At 36.1% G+C, this 202-nt stretch carries 1 pseudogene; it reads right to left on the bottom strand.

Going from position 1 to position 202, the window contains the following annotated elements:
- Positions 1 to 202 (bottom strand): annotated as a pseudogene (locus Q4Q35_RS08730) (MauE/DoxX family redox-associated membrane protein); the annotation flags it as partial.

Genomic DNA, 202 nt, shown 5'->3' with positions numbered 1-202 from the left:
ACATAAAAACTAAATTCATAACGGTTTTTTACTAGGTCGTACACATCAATAACAGAGGATTCTTTCCATAATACCAAAGATTCTTTACTCCCTAGTAGTTTAGAATTTACAAACAGGTAGTTTCCAGAGGTGGCACTGGATTTGTTAACCTTAAGGGCAGGTGCTGCCAGTTTTTGTTGGTTTTTAGAGGCAATAGTTCCTA

This window comes from Flavivirga aquimarina, from assembly GCF_030540835.1.
Lineage (GTDB): Bacteria > Bacteroidota > Bacteroidia > Flavobacteriales > Flavobacteriaceae > Flavivirga > Flavivirga aquimarina.
The sequence above is the reverse complement of the archived record's forward strand: the minus strand, read 5'-3'. Positions and strand labels throughout refer to the sequence as shown.